The sequence below is a fragment of the Spirosoma fluviale genome, assembly GCF_900230225.1.
Classification (GTDB): Bacteria; Bacteroidota; Bacteroidia; order Cytophagales; family Spirosomataceae; genus Spirosoma; species Spirosoma fluviale.
Map to the genome: position 1 here is coordinate 197,089 of NZ_OCNH01000003.1, position 14,822 is coordinate 211,910.

At 52.4% G+C, this 14,822-nt stretch carries 11 protein-coding genes; 7 read left to right on the forward strand and 4 right to left on the reverse strand.

Annotation, left to right across the window (positions count from 1 at the left end; all coding sequences use genetic code 11):
* Nucleotides 1–44: 44 nt before the first annotated feature.
* Nucleotides 45–1,025: a radical SAM protein gene (locus CRO74_RS17140; RefSeq protein WP_097127336.1), complete on the forward strand. Its 981-nt coding sequence runs from the start codon at nt 45–47 to the stop codon at nt 1,023–1,025.
* 54 nt (nt 1,026–1,079) lie between these two features.
* A complete protein-coding gene (locus tag CRO74_RS17145) occupies nt 1,080–2,732 on the forward strand; it encodes a hypothetical protein (RefSeq protein WP_097127337.1) in 1,653 nt (550 codons plus the stop codon).
* A 54-nt stretch (nt 2,733–2,786) separates the two neighbouring features.
* Here the strand turns inward: CRO74_RS17145 and CRO74_RS17150 are convergent, their stop codons facing one another.
* Entirely contained in the window at nt 2,787–3,908 is a 1,122-nt protein-coding gene (locus CRO74_RS17150; protein WP_097127338.1) for a T9SS type A sorting domain-containing protein, read from the reverse strand.
* Between the two features lie 107 nt (nt 3,909–4,015).
* Between CRO74_RS17150 and CRO74_RS17155 the strand changes: the two genes are divergently transcribed.
* Entirely contained in the window at nt 4,016–4,843 is an 828-nt protein-coding gene (locus CRO74_RS17155) for an enoyl-CoA hydratase/isomerase family protein (protein ID WP_097127339.1), read from the forward strand.
* Between the two features lie 15 nt (nt 4,844–4,858).
* Here the strand turns inward: CRO74_RS17155 and CRO74_RS17160 are convergent, their stop codons facing one another.
* Genes CRO74_RS17160 through xylA form a run of 3 tightly spaced genes read right to left on the reverse strand, consistent with a single transcriptional unit; the run spans nt 4,859 to nt 6,945 of the window.
* Nucleotides 4,859–5,329 carry a nuclear transport factor 2 family protein gene (locus tag CRO74_RS17160; RefSeq protein WP_097127340.1) on the reverse strand — a complete coding sequence of 157 codons (471 nt, stop codon included), beginning with the start codon at nt 5,327–5,329 and terminating at the stop codon, nt 4,859–4,861.
* Nucleotides 5,326–5,544, reverse strand: a complete 219-nt coding sequence (locus CRO74_RS17165; protein WP_097127342.1) for a PLDc N-terminal domain-containing protein — start codon at nt 5,542–5,544, stop codon at nt 5,326–5,328. The genes CRO74_RS17160 and CRO74_RS17165 overlap by 4 nt, the downstream gene beginning before the upstream one ends.
* 60 nt (nt 5,545–5,604) lie before the next feature.
* Nucleotides 5,605–6,945 carry a xylose isomerase gene (gene xylA, locus CRO74_RS17170; protein WP_097127344.1) on the reverse strand — a complete coding sequence of 447 codons (1,341 nt, stop codon included), beginning with the start codon at nt 6,943–6,945 and terminating at the stop codon, nt 5,605–5,607.
* Nucleotides 6,946–7,153: 208 nt separating this feature from the next.
* Here xylA and CRO74_RS17175 point away from each other — a divergent pair, with 208 nt between their 5' ends.
* The 4 genes from CRO74_RS17175 to CRO74_RS17190 all read left to right on the forward strand — a co-directional run bounded on the left by CRO74_RS17175 (nt 7,154) and on the right by CRO74_RS17190 (nt 14,739).
* On the forward strand, nt 7,154–8,416 hold the full coding sequence (locus CRO74_RS17175; protein WP_097127346.1) for an MFS transporter: 1,263 nt from the start codon (nt 7,154–7,156) through the stop codon (nt 8,414–8,416).
* A gap of 109 nt (nt 8,417–8,525) precedes the next feature.
* Nucleotides 8,526–10,022: an L-fucose/L-arabinose isomerase family protein gene (locus CRO74_RS17180; protein ID WP_097127347.1), complete on the forward strand. Its 1,497-nt coding sequence runs from the start codon at nt 8,526–8,528 to the stop codon at nt 10,020–10,022.
* 33 nt (nt 10,023–10,055) lie between these two features.
* Nucleotides 10,056–13,271 (forward strand): SusC/RagA family TonB-linked outer membrane protein, encoded by a 3,216-nt coding sequence (locus tag CRO74_RS17185; protein ID WP_097127349.1) that lies wholly within the window; start codon nt 10,056–10,058, stop codon nt 13,269–13,271.
* A gap of 31 nt (nt 13,272–13,302) precedes the next feature.
* Nucleotides 13,303–14,739, forward strand: coding sequence for a RagB/SusD family nutrient uptake outer membrane protein (locus tag CRO74_RS17190; protein ID WP_097127351.1), 1,437 nt, complete (start codon nt 13,303–13,305; stop codon nt 14,737–14,739).
* The last annotated feature ends 83 nt before the right edge of the window (nt 14,740–14,822 follow it).

Below are 14,822 nucleotides of genomic sequence, written 5' to 3' on the forward strand. Positions count from 1 at the left end.
ACTCAATAAAAAGACGCAAGGTATTGCGTCTCTACAAATGCCCCATGCGCCTTGTCTCCCATCCTGTTCTCTGCAACTACTACGTTACCTATCGCTGTAATGCGAGCTGTAGTTTTTGCGATATATGGGAGCGGCCTTCTCCGTATGTCACCCTCGAAAACGCCCGGCAGAATCTGCGTGACCTCAAACGGTTAGGCGTTCGGGTGGTCGACTTTACGGGTGGCGAACCCCTGCTGCATCGCCAGCTTCCCGAACTTCTCCGCGAAGCCAAACGCCTTGGCCTGATTACGACCGTCACGACGAATGCGCTGCTGTACCCCAAACAGGCGGAGAGCCTGCGAGGTCTGGTCGACATGCTTCACTTTTCGCTCGATTCGCCTATTGCCGAAGAGCACGATGCCTCTCGGGGGGTGAAGTGTTTCGATAAGGTAATGGAGTCGATTACACTGGCCCGGAGCCTTGGTGAGCGACCCGATATTCTCTTTACGGTTTTTGAACATAACGTGCATCAGATCAAACAGATGCATGAAGAAATTTGCCTGCCAAATGGTCTTGTGCTGATTCTAAATCCGGTATTTGAGTACAATACCGTCGATACCGGCGACCAGCTCTCGGAGGAGGCTCTGCACCAAATGTCGTGGTGGGGAAAGCAGAAAGATGTGTACCTGAACGATGCCTTTATCCAGCTTCGGCGCGACGGGGGGAATCACATCGAGGCCCCCATTTGCCGGGCGGCCAGCACAACCATCGTTATTTCGCCGGAGAACAAACTCGTGCTGCCCTGTTATCATTTGGGATTGACGGATTTTGCCATCGACAATAACCTGTTTGCCCTCTATCGCTCTGATGAGGTACAGAAATTAGTGGCGCTGGAAGGTCGGTTGCCCGCCTGCGAGGGCTGTGCCATTAACTGCTACATGCAGCCGTCGTTTGCTGTCGAAATAAACAAATACTTCTGGCGGGCACTGCCCAGCACCCTCAAATACAATTGGGTAAAAGGCACCTGGAAACAGTTGCTTAAGTAAATGATCCCAATTTGCGGCTTGTAGGTCATGAATATCGACTAAACTCGCCCCATGATGAAGTATGCACTCCTGACGTTCCTTTTATCAATTGGCGCACTGGTAACACAAGGCCAGACGAAAAACCCGCCCGAACAGGTCGTAATCACCTCTAAGAAGGGTAAAATCCGGCTGTCCAGTCATGAAAATGGGCAATTACAGCTGAATGTGCCGCCAAAAGATGTCGTTAAATTCAAGGCTGCTGGGTTGGTTCATTATAGCGACTTCGGTGCCGCAGGCAATGGCAAAACGGATGATATCGATGCTATTGCGGCCACGCATGCATTTGCCAACCTGCATGGCCTTTTAGTGAAAGCCGATGATAAAGCTACCTACTACATTAGCGGCAAAGAGCGCACAGCCTTCATCCGTACAAACACCGATTTTGGCACGGCATCTTTCCTTATTGACGATACAGAGGTTCAGAATCGCAATGCCTCTGTGTTCACGGTCAGTTCGGACCTCAAACCGTTTAAGCTGGAAACGATAACGTCCCTGAAGCGAAATCAGCAAAAGATTGACGCGGTTTTGCCTGCTTCCTGCCTGATTACTGTTACGAACGCCACCGTAAAGCAGTACATCCGGTTTGGACTCAACCAAAATAATGGCTCCCCACAGACCGATATTTTTGTCGTTGATAAACATGGCAATGTCGATATGAACGCCCCGATCATTTGGGATTTCTCTCAAATCACCGACATCACGGCGCTGCCGATCGACGAAAAGCCACTGACTATCAAGGGGGGACGTTTCACAACCATTGCCAATAAAGCCGAATCAAAGTATACCTATTATAACCGAAATATTGCCATCAGACGGTCTAATGTGCTGGTTGAAGGACTGCAACATTACATTAAAGGCGAAGAAGACCACGGTGCGCCCTATGGCGGCTTCATCAACATCGGTGAGTGCGCTTATGTAACGGTAAAAAACACCATCCTGACCGGCCACCGGACGTATAGCACGATTGGCGCGGCCGATAAGCCGGTTACCATGGGCACTTACGATCTGTCTGTCAATCGGGCGCTCAACGTATCGTTCGTTAATTGCAGCCAGACCAACGACATCAACGACAATACGTACTGGGGCATTCTGGGGTCCAACTTCTGTAAAAATCTTCTTTACGATCAGTGTACCCTCTCTCGGTTCGATGCCCATCAGGGCGTTGCCAATGCCACCATCCGTAACTCGACGCTCGGCCACATGGGGATCAATGCGATTGGCAGCGGCCTTTTGCTAATCGAGAATTCGACCATCCGGGGCAGGAGTGTAGTCAACCTGCGCCCCGATTATGGTAGTAGCTGGCAGGGAGAGCTAGTGATCCGTAACTGTGTTTTCGTGCCATCCGATGGCAAACCCATCAGTGCTGCGGTGATAAGCGGCTTTTATTCAGGCCAACATGATTTCGGCTACACCTGCTATATGCCCGAACGAATCACCATTGAAAATCTGCGTATCGACGACTCCCGGCATCCGGAAAATTATCAGGGACCGGCCATTTTTGCCAACTTTAACCCGCAACTGACCGACGCTTCCTACCAGGAGAAGTTCCCTTATGTTAAAACGAAAGAGGTCATCCTGAAAAACGTGACGACTGCCAGTGGCAAGCCGCTACGAATCAGCGATAACCCCTTCATGTTCCGGGATGTGAGAGTTAATAGCGGTCAGTGAGCCTGCATAAACTACACAAATCCGTTCGGCTACATCCGGTCAAAAACCTACCGCTCACCGTTTCACAACTTTGCGCGTCAGTGTTCGTCCGTCTACGTCAACACGCAGTACATAAACGCCAGGCGTCAGACTACTCATACTGACAACCTGCTCATGCTGGCGGGCCATTCGATGAAACGTTAACTCATGAAGTTTGCGGCCGTTATTGTCCGTTAGTTGCAGTGTAGCGGTTGTTGGGTTACTGGTCTGAATGACCACCTGCAACCGATCATCAACGGGGTTGGGAAACGTAACGAGCCGGACGTTGACATCTTCATAGTCTGTTATAGCCGTCACCAGGCCTGTTGGCGATGGCCCATCAGCTACCGGTTCGTAAGGAGGAATAATGCCCGGTGTGCTGGGAATATCCTCAACAACAAGCGGAATTTCCTGCATTGTCTGGCTGATCAGGATACCGCGTCGGTATTCGTTAATGGTTAAGGTTACGCTGTAGTATCCCAGTTCAGTCGGGGCATCCCAGACTAGTTCGCCCGTTCGGCTGTTGAGCTTGAAGGTCCCCCGGCGCGTTACATCGTTCGGATACTGGTAGGAGGCCACCGACTGCGCATTACACGATGCCTGCGTTACGCTGGTCTGCGCTTTTGACAGTCCATACACCAGACTATCGCCTTCGGGGTCGGTGGCAGCCAGGGCAATCGTTGCCCGGCGTCCAACGCCAACACGGAAGCCATTTCCGGGATAACCCGGTGTAGGTGTCTGGTTGACCAGGTTGGTCGATAGGACCGAATTCAGGGTAAACAACTGCGCGTCGGCATTCGTAATGTTCTTAACACCTGTCCGGTTCGAGAGAATCAGGGTTAAGGGATAAACGCCCGGTCCGGCATACGTATGAATGAGCGTGTAGCTATTGATACTCGTTGTTTTATTTTCAATCAGCAATCGGCTGGCGCGAAACGCTTTTACGGTACTGCCATCGCCTAAACAGATGTCCAGTACATCGGCCTGATCGGCGGCCGGTTTCCCGCGAACTTCGTCCATGTACAATAAAGCCGATATTCGGTAGGTGAGGGGTGAACCGGTGATTGGCGTAGCCTGAATATAACCACCCAGCAAATGGCTTGCCTGTGCGGTGGACAAGCCAATCAGCAACAGGCAGAACAAGGTAATGATTTTCATGACGGATTCGGGAGAAGGAGAACGCATGGAGATAACTTCAACTGGACAACTAACCATATGTCCAGACCGGAACATTTCGTAAGCGGTATTTTTTGTACTTTTCGCCCATGCTGTATACGCCCGAACAAACTGCTCAACTACCGGCCGATGGCTTTCGTTACCTGCTCACCTCGGTCGATGACCACGTGCTGACGATTACGCTGAATCGGCCCGAAAAGAAAAATGCCCTCCATCCACCCATGCTGGCTGAACTGGCTTTTGTACTGGCTTATGCCAATTACACGGCCCACATCTGGCTTGTTGTGCTGGCCGCTGCGGGCGATACGTTTTGCGCGGGAATGGACCTGAAAAGCCTGTCGGTGGGCGATACGGAAACCGCAACGGTGCCCGCACCTGCGGGGCCGGTTCGGCTGGGGGAGTTAATGGCCGGGTTGCACAAGCCCACTATTGCCCGCGTGCAGGGACCGGTGTATGCCGGTGGTTTTTTGCTCGTGGGTGCCAGCACGTATGTCGTTGCAGCGGAGTCGGCAACGTTTACGTTACCGGAAGTAAAACGGGGCTTGTTTCCCTTTCAGGTGCTGGCTATTCTGCTGGACATCATGCCCGCCCGAGCCGCTCTCGACCTCTGCCTTCGGGCCCAAACGCTGACATCCGCTGAGGCAAAAAGCCTGGGGTTGGTTACAGATGTTGTACCTGTTGATGAACTGGACAACGCCATAACCCAGTTGGTAGACGAGTTGAAACAACTTTCGCCCACGGCCATGCAGTTTGGGTTACGGGCCTACCGGCAACTAAAAGACCTGCCGTCGAGTGAACAGCAGGCCTATTTATTCGATCAGTTTCAGCAACTCCAGCAAACGCCCGACGCCAAAGAAGGGATGGCCGCTTTTCTGGAAAAACGCAAACCGAACTGGGGCAATGTATCAAACAGCTAGAAGCTGTTTGGTACTTTACGGCTTCGGTAAATCCGGGCAGTTGTCTTTCCGGCGGGTGTCGATAATACCCTGAATCTTCCAGTTACCATTAACTTTCACAAGCGTGAAGGCATTCACACCGCAGTGGCTTTTCTGATCTTTGAGGTAAAAGACGTAGGGTGTCCAGGCGGTGGCCAGTTCGGCATCAATTTTTATTTCCATGCCCGATAGCCGCTCGTCGAGGGTGAAGGCCGGGTATTTAACAACCGAAGCCGCAAACTTGCCAATATCATCGGTCCTGACGGAAACATCGCCTTCTTTATTTTTAGCAATTGTCTGTAAGGACGCGCCGGGCATGAACGTATTTTTTATCTGGGTCGAATCCCCTTTTCGCATGCCGTCGAACATAAGTTTGATGGTCGTTCGAACGGCGGCTTCATCGGTGCTGGCTTGGGCAAAGGCCGAAACGGTTGAGAGAAAACTGACGAAAAGGAATAAATGCTTCATGAAATACGCTGTTTACGGCCAATGAAAATATAAAGGAGTGCTCCGATCAGGTTCAGGAAAACGATAATGATTACCCAGATCACTTTATCGTTTGGGCCACGAAAGTCGCTTCGAACAACATCGACGAGCGCAACAATGGGGAAGACGAGCAGAAATGCTAAAACGCCCAGAATGAAAAAAAGCTCTATTCCACCAATACCAATAAATGCTTGCATAGAGATAGAGTTTACCCGGACTTGCCCAACACGGAGTTCGGCAAGTCCGGGATGTTTTGGTTAAATATACTGGTTAACGATCATTTCGTATAGCTCCTGTTTGCCACTTAGCTGTTTGGGCTCGCCATTGGTCATGGCATACTGGCGTAGGTCTTCGAGAGTCACTTCACCTTTTTCAAAACGGGCACCCTCTCCCGAATCGTAGCTGGCGTAGCGTTCTGCACGGAGTTTCCTGTACTGCGATTTGTCCAGAATGGCTTCGGCCGCGATGGCTGCCCGTGCAAATGTGTCCATGCCGCCAATGTGGGCGATGAAAATATCGTCCAGATCCGTTGAGTTCCGGCGCGTTTTGGCGTCGAAGTTAACCCCGCCGGATTTCAGGCCGCCCGCTTCCAGAATGACCAGCATGGCTTCCGTCAGTTCATACACATCCACCGGAAACTGGTCGGTATCCCAGCCGTTCTGGTAATCGCCCCGGTTGGCGTCGATACTGCCCAGCATATTGTTGTCAGCGGCAACCTGCAATTCGTGCGCGAAGGTGTGGTTGGCCAGGGTAGCGTGGTTGGTTTCGATGTTTAGCTCAAAGTCGTCCTGTAGACCGAAGCGATTCAGGAAACCAACAACCGTAGCTGCGTCGAAATCGTACTGATGTTTGGTGGGCTCCATCGGCTTGGGCTCAATGTAGAACGAGCCTTTGAAGCCCTGCTTACGGGCGTAATCGCGGCTGATCTGCAGAAACTTGCCCAGGTGTTCCTGCTCGCGTTTCATATTGGTATTCAGCAGCGACATGTACCCTTCCCGACCTCCCCAGAAGGTATAGCCCGAGCCACCGAGTTCGATGGTGGCATCGATGGCGTTTTTCACCTGCCAGCCACCGTGGGCGAGCACATGAAAATCCGGGTTGGTGGAGGCTCCATTCATGTACCGCTCGTGCGAGAATAGGTTGGCCGTTCCCCACAGCAGTTTTACCCCGCTGGCGGCCTGTTTTTGTTTGGCGTAGTCGACAATAGCCCGGAAATTCTTCTCGAATTCGGCATTAGAATTGCCTTCGGGGGCTACGTCTACATCGTGGAAGCAGTAAAACTCCATGCCGATCTTCGTGATAAATTCGAAGGCAGCATCCATCTTGTCGTGCGCTGCGGCCAGCGGGTCGGGGTTGGCATCCCACGGGAAATGCTTGACACCCGGACCAAAGGGGTCGGCTCCGGTGCCGCAGAAGGTATGCCAGTAGGCCGTTGCGAACCGAAACAGGTCTTTCATCGGTTTGCCCAGAATGAGTCGGTTGGCATCGTAGAACTTGAAAGCCAGTGGGTTATCCGATTCACGGCCTTCGTAGGCAATTGGCTTTTCTATAAACGGAAAGTAAGTTTTCTCGCCGAGGGTCAATTTAACGTCTGACATAGCAATAAGAATTGAGGTATTTAGGTGAAAGAAAAGAAAGCTAAAGGTAGTTTCTCCTTATTTAGCTGGCAATGCCTTTCTGCTATGTCGGTTCTATTTGTGTAAGTGTTGAATTATTTCAATTCAATTAAAAAAAAATACTATAAATCTTGATTTTGTTGATTTTGAGCTTATATCTTTGCTTCTGTTAACTTAGTGCGTTAAGTGTATGAAAAGAAATCTCCGCTGGCTGATCGTTTCGTTACTCTTTGTGGCTACGGGCCTAAGTTTTCTGGATCGGCAGGTACTGTCCATCGCCATCATCAAGATTCAGCAGGAGTTTCATATTTCAGACGTACAATATGGACTGATCAATACCAGCTTCCTGATCAGCTACGCCATCATGTTCACGCTGGGCGGCTGGCTGATCGATCGGGTAGGGGGCAAGATCGGACTGGCCATCTCGGTGGGTCTATGGTCGGTAGCCAACAGCCTGCACGCAGTAATGAATTCGTTTTCGCAATTGCTGGCATTCCGGTTTCTGCTGGGTATGGGCGAAGGCGGCTGCTTTCCGGGTGCGGCCTGGACGGTTTACCGGTGGTTCGATAAGGAAGAACGCGCACTGGCGAACGGGATAGCGATTGGTGGTTCGGCCATTGGCGCTGTAATCGCTCCGCCACTAACTATTTGGCTATCTACTCATTACGGCTGGCGGGGCGGGTTCCTGATTCCCGGCCTGATTGGTATCGTCTGGGTAATTGTCTGGTTGCTAACGCCCTGGAAAAAAGAAAATATGGTTGCTCAGCAACCGCTAACTCTGTCTGCTGGAAAAACGGTTCCCTTTCTGGATTTGCTCAAAATACGACCTACCTGGGTGTTCATCCTGATCCGGTTTCTGCTCGACCCGGTCTTCTATTTCATGATGTTCTGGATTCCCAAGTACCTGAGTTCAGTTCGAAATGTGTCGTTCGAAGCGATCGGAAAACTGTTCTGGATACCCTTTTTAGCCCTTGGGATTGCCAACATTCTTGGGGGCTGGTTTTCGGGTCAGTTGATCGCTCACCAGTATTCGGTCAATAGAGCGCGAAAAACGGTTATGGGCATTGCGGCTGTACTAACGCTGGCTACTCCGGCTATCTCGTGGGTTTCGTCGGTGGAGGTTGCCGTTGCGCTGATGTCGGTTTTCATGTTTGCGCATGGTTTCTGGATCACCAATTACATTACGTCTATCTCCGATATGTTTGGCCAGAAAGCGACGTCGACGGTGGTGGGCCTGTCCGGAACGGCCGGCGCGGTGTCAAGTCTGTTGCTCAATCCCCTGATGGGCGTAATTATTCAACGGTACTCATACACCCCGCTCTGGATCGCTTCGGGACTGCTGTATCCACTGGCTTTCGTTCTGCTTATCGTGCTCATTCCCAGTATAAAATCTTTGCCTATTGGTTCAGAGCAGGACCCAGTTAATCCTTCTGCCCCAGTCGCAGCTCATTAAATCAGCTTTGACAGAGTGGCTTCGTGAAATACTCGCTCAACAAGGTAAACTAATCTTCAGTTAAACTTAGTGCACTAACTCAACTGCACAAATACACCAACTTTAAATCATGCAGAACCTATCACCAAATGGAGTAGCCCAGGCCAGTCAGGCCGCATTTGTCAAACGAAAACCAACGACCGCCCGGATCGGGGTCTTTGGCGTGGGATATTATAAATATTGGAGTCAGTTCGATGGCTTGCTGGATGACCTGCTGAAAAAACAGGCTGTTTTCATCGAGAAAGTTGAATCGATGGGGGCCGTCGACATCGTTGACTTCGGGCTGATCGACGATGTTACGAAAGCCTATGAACTTGTCCCGAAACTCAATGCGGCCAACCTGGACCTGATTTTCTGCGATATGCTGACGTATGCCACCTCAAGTACGTTCGGCATCATCATCAAAAGCGTCGACATTCCCATTGTGCTGGTGGCCCTTCAGCCCGATAAGGCTATGAACTACAGCCAGGCGTCGACCTATCTTCAATTGTACAATGATGATATCTGCTCGTTGCCGGAGTTTGCCGGGGTAGCGGTCCGAATGGGCAAAAAAGTGCCGCAGATGATTATCGGCACGTTGCACGACGACCCTGCTGCCGATGCCGAAATTGAAGAATACTGCCGGATAGCCGCCGTACTGCACGATCTGAAAACGGCTAAGATCGGTCATATCGGTCATCCGATCGAAGCCATGCTCGATATGCACTCCGACTCGACCATGCTGACGGCTCATTTCGGTGCCCACATCGTTCAGTGCGAAGCGCACGAAATTGTTACGGAATACCAGCAGGCAACGGAAACTGAAATCAATGCTGTTAAAGAGCGTATCTTGGCTTTTTTCGATACCCCTGACCCCGTCTCCGATCCTATTTCGGAGAAACTGAGGGACTCCGATCTGCACATTGCGGCTCAGGCGGCCGTGGCGCTTGAACGATTCGTGAAAGCCCGGAAGCTGGACGGGCTGGCTTATTACTACGATGGCCCCGATGGCAGCGACACGCGGGTGGTTATGTCGAATCTGATTGTCGGTAATTCGCTGCTTCAGGGCGCGGGCTTTCCCATGTGTGGCGAATCGGACTTGAAAACCTGCATTGCCATGCTCATTATGGAGCGACTGGGCATTGGCGGCAGCTTCGCCGAGTTTCACCCGGTCGATTTCAACGAGGATTTTGTGCTCGTTGGCCACGATGGGCCGCACAACATTGCCATCGCCGAAGGGCAGCCGGTGCTGCGGAGTCTGAAAAAATACCACGGCAAACCCGGATTCGGGGCCGGAGTCGAGTTCAAGATAAAGGAAGGTCCCATTACCATGCTGAGCATCAGCTCGAACTACGAAGGCAAGATGAAATTTGTCATTGCCGAAGGCGAATCCATTGCCGGGCCTATTCCCCCAACGGGCAATACCAATACCCGGGGCTTTTTCAAACCCGATGTTCGGACGTTCCTCAAACGCTGGATTCAGGAAGGGCCAACCCACCACTTTGCGCTGGGCATCGGCCACCATGCCGAGTCGATCCGGAAAATTGCCGACTACCTGAAAATCGAATCCGTCATCGTTAACGGCTGAAAATCTTGTAACCTCTAACCCTTACTCTTTTCCATGAATCACTATTTATTTCATCGGCTTCGGCTCCTGGTCATCGGGAGTATGTTAAGCGTATTGACCGTTGCCCATAGCGTGTCCGCTCAGTCGGGCAGAGTGCCGGTGAGCGGTAAGATTACCGCCGATGAAGACGGCGAAGCGTTAGTTGGGGCCACCGTTACCGAGAAAGGAACCACCAATGGTACTACCTCGGATGTGAACGGCAATTTCAAGCTGACCGTAGCGGCCAATGCGACGCTGGTGATCAGCTTCATTGGGTACGCGCCCCAGGAACTACCCGTCAGCAACGGCAATGGCCAGCCGCGCACCAACTTCACCATCGCGTTGAAAACCGACCAGCAGCAGTTGCAGGATGTAGTGGTGGTGGGCTACGGTACCCAGCGCAAAAAAGACCTGACGGGTTCTATCGTCAACCTGACCAGCAAAGACCTGGTGCCGGTACCCTCGGCTACGAGTGTCGACCAGATGATGCAGGGCAAAGTGGCGGGGGTGCAAATTACTCAAACATCGGGAGCGCCGGGAGGTAATGTCAACGTGATCATTCGGGGGATCAGTTCCATTACGGGTGGTAACTCACCGCTTTATGTGGTGGATGGATACGCCATTGGTACCGGCGGGGGCGGCTCTGATCTGAGCAGTTTCGGGGCCAATTCCTACACGGCCAGCGGGCTTGCCAGCAGCAGCTCGACTAACCGGATCAACCCGCTCAGCATCATCAATCCTGCCGATATTGAGTCGATTCAGGTGCTGAAAGACGCGTCGGCCACGGCTATTTACGGCTCGCGGGGCTCCAACGGGGTCATTATTATCACGACTAAACGGGGTAAGCTTGGTAAACCCACCATCAGCTTCGAACATTCGACGGGTATGCAGGAACTGGCTCGCAAAATGAAACTGCTGACGCCCCGCCAGTATGCCGAATTTGTTGCCGAAGGGCGGGACAACGCCTGGGTATTCGGGGGCGGTAAAGCCACCGACCCAAACAACGTTCGGAGTACGGCTACGCAGGTGAAGCCCGACTTTCGTAACCCCGGCCAGTTTGCCGATGCCGGTTACGGGACCGACTGGCAAGACGTGATTTTCCAGAAAGGGATGGTTCAGAATTACCAGTTGTCGGCCAGTGGCACGAGTCGGGACGTTAGCTATTACGTTTCCGGCGGCTTTTTCAACCAGAAAGGTATCATCATCGGGTCGGATTTTAACAAGTTTACCCTGCGCACTAACATCGACGCCCAGCTTACCTCCCGTCTGAAAATCGGCGCGTCGTTTTCGGGCGCTCATTCGTACGGCAACTTTGCCAGGGCCGAAGGACACCTCCAGTTTCGGGGCCTGATTTCGGCGGCCCTCGCCAGCGACCCAACCATCCCGGTAAGAAACTCCGATGGTACGCCTTATTCCGAATTTTCCAGTCCAACGGGGATTCCCGTCGAAAATCCGCTGATCATTGCCGCCGAATTTTCGGACAAACGAAATAACACCAACGTATTCACCAATAACTACTTACAGTTCGATCTGGCACCGGGGCTTGTCCTGAAAACGTCCGTCGGGGTCAACTACTCCAACAACGTAACCCGCTTATGGAAGTCGTCGAAGGTGGGGTTAGCGACCAGCCGGACGGGTGCGGCTACGGCGGCTGCAACGGAAGTTAAAAGCCTGAACTGGCTGAACGAAAACACCATTAACTACCGGCATAAGTTTGGTGGCAAACATGACATCGATGCGCTGGCGGGCTACACCATTCAGAAGAATTCGGACGAGATACTCCAGGCCGGGGCAACGGGCTTCTCGACCGATTATGTGCCTTTTCTGGCCGCAGGAACCGTTTCGACGGGTACGAACTACATCAGCGAATGGGCCATTATGTCGTGGCTGGCCAGAGTGAATTATACCTATAACGGAAAATACCTGCTTACGGCGACGATTCGAAAAGACGGCAGTTCGCGCTTTGGCTCGAAAAACCGGTGGGGAACGTTCCCGTCGATTTCGGCCGCTTACCGCCTGTCGGATGAGCCGTTTATGAAGTCGGCCAGCTTTATCAGCGACCTGAAAATAAGGGCCAGCTATGGTATTTCGGGCAATAACCTGATTCCAAACTACGCTACGCAGGGCTTGCTGGGCGTGGCTCGAACGGTGGCGAATGGTCAGATCGTATCCGGTATCATCCCGACGAGCCTGGCTAATGACGAACTGACCTGGGAGCAATCGCTGCAGAGCAATGTGGGTATAGATCTGTCGCTGTTCCAGAATCGGCTGTCGTTTACGGTCGACGCCTACCAGGCCTATAAAAAGAACCTGCTGCTCAACGTAACCCTGCCCTCGGCTTCGGGCTTTGGCAGTTCGGTTCAGAACATCGGCGAGGTGGAAAATAAGGGAATCGAGCTGACGGTCAATTCGCAGAACATCGCCAAAGGGCCGTTCCAGTGGAATACGGATTTTAACATTAGCTGGAACCGAAACAAGGTGCTGGCGCTCAACTCGAATTCGGCCCGGATCGTCACGTCCGATTATCAGGTGGCGCAGGTTGGCTACCCGATTTCCAGCTTCCGGCTGCTCAACATTCTTGGCGTTTTCCAGACGCAGGAAGAGGTCAACAACAGCCCGAAGCAGAACCCACGCGTGCAGCCGGGTGACTATAAATACCAGGATGCCGACGGCAATGGCACCATCAACACATCGGACAGAACCATTGTCGGCAATCCGTGGCCCCGGTATACGTGGGGACTAGGCAACCGCTTCACTTTCAGGAATTTCGCCCTGAGCGTGAGCCTGAATGGCACTTACGGCAACCAGGTTTATTTTCAGGGGGGCGAGGTCAACCTCAACGGGGCCGGGGTGCAGAACCAACTGGCGGCTATGGCCGACCGCTGGAAGTCGCCGGAAAGTCCGGGTGCCGGGTTGTACACGCGTGCTATCCGGAACGATTATGCTTTTGGGTTCAGCGCCGGAACGACCAAATACCTGTTCGATGGGTCGTTCACCCGCATTCGGGACGTCAATTTATCGTATACGTTTCCATCGACAGCAGTCAGCAAGCTAAAGCTTCAGGCCCTTTCGATCTATGCCGATGTCACGAACCTGTACACCTTCACGAAGTATCCGGGCTATGACCCGGAAGGCAGTACCGGGGGCGATAACCTGGCCAGAAGTGGCGTCGACTTCTTTTCGTATCCAAACCCACGGACCTATACCGTTGGCCTGCGCGTGACCTTCTGATCAGACCCTTGATTAACTCCCATTAACCATCATGAAAAAGCGAATACTGGCCATTTTAGCGGTAACGGCCACCTTATCATCCTGTCAGGATTTCCTGAACCTCAAACCCGCTTACCAGATCAGCGACCAGGGGTTTTACCAGAATCAAAATGATTTTGAGACGGCGCTGGTTGGCGTTTACAGTACTACACGGGGCCTCTACAGCAGCAGCACCATCCATTACGTGGGCGATCTAACGACCGACAATGCCGAAATTCAATGGTCGTCGCCCTCGGCCGATGAGATGCAACTGGATCAGAATGGCGTTACGGCAACGAATGCCTACGTCCGGTCGGTCTGGAATACGTGTCTGTACACCATCTCGCAATCCAGCAATATACTGAACCGGATTGATGCCGTTACCTTCGACCCGATCGTCAAGAACCGGATAAAAGGCGAGGCTCAGTTTCTGCGGGCGTTCAGCTATTTCTACCTCGTACGCATGTTTGGTAATGTCCCTATAGCCACGCAAACATTTACCAGCCCAGCGCAGGTAGCTTCCGCCGACCTTACCCTGAAGCCTAAAGAAGAGGTGTACAAACTCATCGTGTCAGACCTGACCAGCGCCGAAACTTTGCTGCCTGTTACGGCCGTGACGGACAAAACCAGAGCATCGCAGATGACCGTAAAAACGTTGCTGGGTAAAGTCTATTTAACCCAAAAGAGCTACGACCTGGCCGCTGCAAAGTTGAAGGAAGTGATCGACGCAAAGCAGTTTTCGCTGGTTGCCGACTACAAAACGCTGTCGACCAACGGCAACACGAATCTGCCCGAAACGATTCTGGAAGTCGCTTACCTCTCTGGTCAGACGCTGGGCAATAACTACTCGGCGCTGTTCACCCCCGCCATTACGAGCATGGCTATTTTCCCCAATAATTCGCAGGGAGCGGGGCGCATCGTGCCAACGCTGGACCTGATCCAGACCTACGAAACCGGCGATGCCCGCAAGGCCGTATCCGTGAGCGATTCGGTCACGTTGATTGGCGGCCGGAAATCCTACAGCCGATACGGGTTGAAATTTGTTGACTTCAAAGCGGTTGATCCGGGCGATGGCAGCGTTTCGTTTACCGTTCTTCGCTTCGCCGATGTGCTGCTGATGTATGCCGAAGCGCTGAACGAGCAGGGTAAAACGACGGAGGCATTCCCTTCTCTCAATCAGGTACGTCAGCGGGCTAAGCTACCTGCTTTGGCGGGACTTTCGCAGGCTGATTTACGGCTGGCGCTCGAACGGGAACGACGTGTTGAGTTTCTGTACGAGGGCCATCGCTGGTTCGACCTGGTTCGAACCGGGCGGGCGCAGGGCGTATTAAATGCGCATTATGCCAGCCAGAAACTCAACTTTTCGGTGCAGGATTTTGAGTTGTTGTTTCCTATTCCCCAAGCCGAAATCGACCTGAATCCAACTTTGAAGCAGAACCCGGGATATTAACGTACCCATGGGCTTTAGCCCGTGACCAATGCTCGGTGAGTCACGGGCTGAAGCCCATGGGTACGTTACCTTAACTTTTCAAC

Bases quoted from the DNA above. Each gene is read 5' to 3' on its own strand.
- CRO74_RS17140 (WP_097127336.1), top strand. From the start codon at position 45: ATGCGCCTTGTCTCCCATCCTGTTCTCTGCAACTACTACGTTACCTAT.
- CRO74_RS17145 (WP_097127337.1), top strand. From the start codon at position 1,080: ATGAAGTATGCACTCCTGACGTTCCTTTTATCAATTGGCGCACTGGTA.
- CRO74_RS17150 (WP_097127338.1), bottom strand. From the start codon at position 3,908: ATGAAAATCATTACCTTGTTCTGCCTGTTGCTGATTGGCTTGTCCACC.
- CRO74_RS17155 (WP_097127339.1), top strand. From the start codon at position 4,016: ATGCTGTATACGCCCGAACAAACTGCTCAACTACCGGCCGATGGCTTT.
- CRO74_RS17160 (WP_097127340.1), bottom strand. From the start codon at position 5,329: ATGAAGCATTTATTCCTTTTCGTCAGTTTTCTCTCAACCGTTTCGGCC.
- CRO74_RS17165 (WP_097127342.1), bottom strand. From the start codon at position 5,544: ATGCAAGCATTTATTGGTATTGGTGGAATAGAGCTTTTTTTCATTCTG.
- xylA (WP_097127344.1), bottom strand. From the start codon at position 6,945: ATGTCAGACGTTAAATTGACCCTCGGCGAGAAAACTTACTTTCCGTTT.
- CRO74_RS17175 (WP_097127346.1), top strand. From the start codon at position 7,154: ATGAAAAGAAATCTCCGCTGGCTGATCGTTTCGTTACTCTTTGTGGCT.
- CRO74_RS17180 (WP_097127347.1), top strand. From the start codon at position 8,526: ATGCAGAACCTATCACCAAATGGAGTAGCCCAGGCCAGTCAGGCCGCA.
- CRO74_RS17185 (WP_097127349.1), top strand. From the start codon at position 10,056: ATGAATCACTATTTATTTCATCGGCTTCGGCTCCTGGTCATCGGGAGT.
- CRO74_RS17190 (WP_097127351.1), top strand. From the start codon at position 13,303: ATGAAAAAGCGAATACTGGCCATTTTAGCGGTAACGGCCACCTTATCA.